Annotated in this window: 5 protein-coding genes; 2 read left to right on the top strand and 3 right to left on the bottom strand. The window is 75.7% G+C overall.

Going from position 1 to position 4404, the window contains the following annotated elements; all coding sequences use genetic code 11:
- Positions 1-152: 152 nt before the first annotated feature.
- Both ACWEV0_RS35695 and ACWEV0_RS35700 read right to left on the bottom strand, forming a co-directional pair.
- Positions 153-1010, bottom strand: coding sequence for an LLM class flavin-dependent oxidoreductase (locus ACWEV0_RS35695; protein ID WP_453153968.1), 858 nt, complete (start codon positions 1008-1010; stop codon positions 153-155).
- Positions 1011-1033: 23 nt separating this feature from the next.
- Entirely contained in the window at positions 1034-2209 is a 1176-nt protein-coding gene (locus ACWEV0_RS35700; protein WP_453153969.1) for a nucleotide disphospho-sugar-binding domain-containing protein, read from the bottom strand.
- Between the two features lie 173 nt (positions 2210-2382).
- On the opposite strand from ACWEV0_RS35700, the gene ACWEV0_RS35705 reads away from it, so the two are divergent.
- Complete coding sequence (locus tag ACWEV0_RS35705) at positions 2383-3120, top strand: SDR family NAD(P)-dependent oxidoreductase (RefSeq protein WP_453153970.1); 738 nt, start codon at positions 2383-2385, stop codon at positions 3118-3120.
- A gap of 3 nt (positions 3121-3123) precedes the next feature.
- Here ACWEV0_RS35705 and ACWEV0_RS35710 read toward each other — a convergent pair whose 3' ends face one another.
- On the bottom strand, positions 3124-3459 hold the full coding sequence (locus ACWEV0_RS35710; protein ID WP_453153971.1) for an antibiotic biosynthesis monooxygenase family protein: 336 nt from the start codon (positions 3457-3459) through the stop codon (positions 3124-3126).
- Positions 3460-3629: 170 nt separating this feature from the next.
- On the opposite strand from ACWEV0_RS35710, the gene ACWEV0_RS35715 reads away from it, so the two are divergent.
- A partial coding sequence (locus tag ACWEV0_RS35715; RefSeq protein WP_453153972.1) for an FAD-dependent monooxygenase occupies positions 3630-4404 on the top strand: 775 nt, incomplete at its 3' end.

The following is a 4404-nucleotide window of genomic DNA, read 5'->3' on the forward strand; positions in this document are numbered from 1 at the left end:
GAGGCCGGGGCCCCGGACACCCCCCCGCCCCGGGCCCCCCCCCCCCAGCGCTGCACACCCCCGTCGGCCCGGCCGGCCCGCCGGGCCCGCGCCCCCCCCACCCGGCGGCCCCCGCTCCGGATCTTCCGGAGCGGGCCCCTCGGCGTTCGCGGTCAGAGTGCCGCGTCGGCCAGCAGCCGCACCTGGGCGAGGTCCGCCGTGCAGGGCAGCAGGATCAGCTCGTCGCAGCCCGCCTCGGCGTACGCCTGGACGGCGTCACGGACGCGGTGCGGATCGGTGAGGACGCCGGCGGCCGTCCGCTCGGCCTTCGGGCCGACGAACGAGTAGTAGGCGCGCAGGTAGTCACCGGCGACGCGGGCGGCGTCCGGGCCGAGGTGCGCGTAGAGGATGGCCACCATCCGCGGGCGCTCGGTGCGGCCCTCGTCGATCCAGGTCTGCCGCGCCTGGCGGACCAGTTCGGCGTACGCGGTGACGGAGTTGCCGCCCGCGATCCAGCCGGTGCCGAACCGCGCCGAGCGCAGCATCGCGCGCGGCGAGTGACCGCCGACCAGCAGCGGTACGCCCTCCGGGCGGACCGGGGCGGGGCCGATGCCGGGGACCTTGCCGCGGCCCGCCCAGATCTCCCGCAGTTCGGTGAGCGCGGCGTCCAGGCGTGCCCCGCGGTCCCGGTAGCCGGTGCCGGTGGCGGCGTAGTCGTCCTCCCGGCCGCCGGCGGCGACCCCGAGCACCAGCCGGCCGCCGGAGAGGGCGTCGATGGTGGCGGCCTGCTTGGCGAGCAGCGCGGTGTCGCCCCGGTAGGCCGCGATCAGGATGGTGGTCAGCAGTCTGATCCGCTCGGTGACGGCCGCCGCCGCCGCGAGCGAGATCAACGGCTCGAAGTTGGCGTACACCAGCCGGTCCAGAACGCCGAGGCTGGCGAAGCCGCACTCCTCCGCACGGCGGGCCCACTGCGGCAGCGTCCGGCCGTCGATGTCGGGGACGGTGGTGGGCAGACCCAGTCCGATCTCCAAGGCTCTCTCCTTCGGGTGTGCGCTCAGCGGACGGCTGCCGCTCGCGTGTCGGTGAGCCGCTCCAGCGCGGCGACCAGGTCGGCGGGGGTGGGCCGCTCCAGGTTGCGTTCGGCGAGGCGCCGGGCCGCGGCGCGCTCCCGGTCGGATTCGAGCAGGCGCCGGATCTCGCCGCGCAGCCGGCCGTGGTCGGCCTCGTCGCGGCTGAGCACCTCGCCGGTGCCGGTGGCCAGGACCCGCGCCGAGTGTCCGGCGTGGTCGGGGAGTTGGGGGACGAGCAGGAGGGGTACGCCGGCCTGGAGGCTCGTCAGTACGGTGCCGGCGCCGCCGTGCGCGACGACCAGGTCGGCGTCGGCGAGCAGCTGCCGCAGCGGGGTGTCCACGGTGACGGTGACGTCCGCGGGGAGGTCGCCGAGCAGTGGGAGCTGGCCGGCGGAGACGGCAAGCACCACGTCGGTGTCGGGGCCGTGGGCGGCCAGTGCCGCCTGAGGGGCGAGGAAGTGCGCCGGGGACAGCCGGGCCATGGTGTGGCCCCAGGTGACCACCACTCGGCGCCGGCCGGTCGGGGGCGGTGCGATCGGGGTGCCGGTCCCGGGCCCGTTGAACGGCACGTAGCGCATGGGGAGCCGGCGCTGGTCCGTCGGGAGCTGGAACTCGTCGGGGCACGGGTCGACGGTCAGGTCGCCGAACGGGTCGAAGGCGTCTACGCCGTTGCGTGCGGCGAGCGGCGCGAGCACGTCGGGCAGCAGGGGCCGCGCGCGCAGCATCAGGTCGGTGCCGTAGAGCAGCCGTACGGCCGGGACTCCGGTCGCGGCGGCGGCGATCGGACCGGCGAGGGCGGTGGGCTCGTACACCACCAGGTCGGCCCGCCAGTCGCGGGCCAGCGCGGTGAGGTCGTCGACCATGGAGTCCGCGTGGGCGTGGAACATCCGCAGGGCGCGCGGGCCGCGCCCCTCGGGTCCGGCCGGAGCGGCCGGCGCGGGCAGCACCCGCGACGGCAGCACATAGCCGCGGACCAGCCCCACCGCGTCCACGTCGTGCCCGACCGTCGCCGCGGGCAGCCCGGTCCGGACGGTCTCGTCGTGGATCCCGGGCTGGCCGGCGACCAGCACCTCGTGCCCGGCCGCCCGGCAGGCCCAGGCCATCGGGACCAGCCCGTACAGGTGCGAGGGCCACGCCCAGGTCGTGAACAGTACCCGCATCGATCCGCCCCACCCTCTCCGGAGGTTCAGCTGACGGTCCGGAAGGTCCCCCATCGGGCTCTCGGATGGATCGCGGACTGCTCGAGCTGCCGTCCAGGAGTTCGCGAGACCGGCGCGGGAGGGTGGCCCGGCCCTGCACGGCCCGGGCATGACGGCAGCGGAAGGAGACTCGGATGGAACAGGGACTCGCGGGCAAGCGCGTACTCGTCACCGGCGGGACGCGGGGCATCGGGAGGACGACGGCCCTCGCGTTCGCCCGTGCGGGCGCGCACGTGGTGGTGTGCTCGCGGACGGCCGGCGCGGACGCCGACTCGCTGGTGCGCGAGCTGAAGGAGACCGGTGACGGGCATCTGGTGGTCCGGGCCGACGTGACCACCGGGCCGGGGGCGGCGGAGCTGGCCGAGCGGGCGCGGGAGGCGCTGGGCGGCCTGGACGCGCTGGTGAACAACGTCGGCGTGGACGGGCAGGTCTGGTTCGAGGAGCTGCCCGAGGACGAGTGGCACCGGGTGATGGACGCCAACGTCACCTCGGCGTACCTGGTCACGCAGGCGGCGCTGCCCCTGCTGGCCGACGGCGCGTCCGTGGTCAACGTGGGCTCGTCGGTGGCGCTGCGCGGCCGGGTCCGCGGGGTGCACTACACGGCGTCGAAGGCCGCGCTGATCGGTCTGACACGGGCGCTCTGCAAGGAGCTGGGGCCACGCGGCATCCGCGTCAACACCGTGGCGCCCGGCCTGACCGAGACCGAGCCGGGCGCCGGGCTGCCGCCGGAGGCGGTCACCCGCATCGTCGGCATGACCGCCCTCGGCCGGATCTGCCGCCCCGAGGACGTGGCCGGCGCGGTGCTGTTCCTGGCCGGCGACACCTCCGCGTACATCAGCGGGGTGACGCTGAACGTGGACGGCGGGGTCTAGCCCTCAGGTACTGGACGGCGCGGGGCGGAGGTCGTGGACGATCCGGGTGACGGTCATGGCTCCGCCCGTGCGCAGGGGGGCCAGCCGGCGCCGGTGCTCCACGTGCTCCGCGCTCCGCTCGAAGGCACGGAAGCCCGCCTCGTCGGCCCAGTCCGTGAACACGTGGTAGACGGGCCGGTCCTGGTCCTCGTCGCGGACCAGGACCTGGCCCCGGTTGGCCGGCTGCCGGGCGATGATCGTGCCGATCTCCAGCCAGACCGCCTCGAACTCGGCCTCCCGGCCCGGGGCGATCTCCATCCGCAGGACCACCCGCACCGGCCCCCGCGCGTACTCGGCCATCTCCACGCTCCCCTCGACTCGTTCGCTGCTCAGGCGGGGTCGTGCCGCCCGCCCGCGGCGTCAGGCTGCCCGGCCGGACTCGAATCGCGCTCGATGGGGCCCCTCTTGAGCCGTCCTCGATGCCCCGCGCCGATCCTCGGGCCCCGACGTCCCCGGCAGAGGAGATCCGGATGTCCGAGCAGCCGCAGGTACCCGTACTGGTCGTCGGAGGCAGCCTGGTCGGGCTGTCGACGGCGCTCTTCCTCGCGAGGCGCGGCGTGGCCTGTCTGGTCCTGGAGCAGCGCGCGGGCCTGTCCGCCCATCCGCGTACCCGGGGCGTCAACCCGCGCTCGATGGAGCTGCTGCGCGCCGCCGGGCTCGAGGAGGAGCTGCGCGCGCTGCCGTCCGCGCGGGCGCTGGCCCGCAACAGCGGTCTGCGGCTCGCGAGGTCGCTGGCCGGGCCGGAACTGGGCTCGTTCCAGGAGGAGTACTACCGCGAGGTGTCCTCCGATCTCGGCGCGCTGTCGCCCACGAGCTGGTGCCTGTGCCATCAGAACGAGCTGGAGGGCGTGCTGCGCCGGGCCGCCGAGCGGGCCGGGGCCGAGTTCCGCTTCGGCAGCGAGCTGGTGTCGTGCGCGCAGGACACCGACGGTGTGACGGCTCTGGTGCGCGACGGCGCGGACGGTACGACGCGCCGGCTGCGGACGCGCTATCTGGTCGCGGCCGACGGCGCCCGCAGCGGGCTGCGCCGCCGGCTTGCCATCCCGTTCGACGGGACGGGCGGTCTCGGCCGCTTCCTGGCGATCCACTTCCGCGCCGACCTCGCGAGGGAGCTCGGCGAGCGGCGGTTCGTCATGTGCTACACGTTCAACGACCGGGTGCGCGGCGCGCTGATCCCGCTGGACAACGCGAGCGAGTGGCGGCTGGACGTCATCCTCGGCCCCGGCGACCCCGGCACGCCCGGGG

The sequence above is a fragment of the Streptomyces sp. NPDC003943 genome (assembly GCF_053605265.1).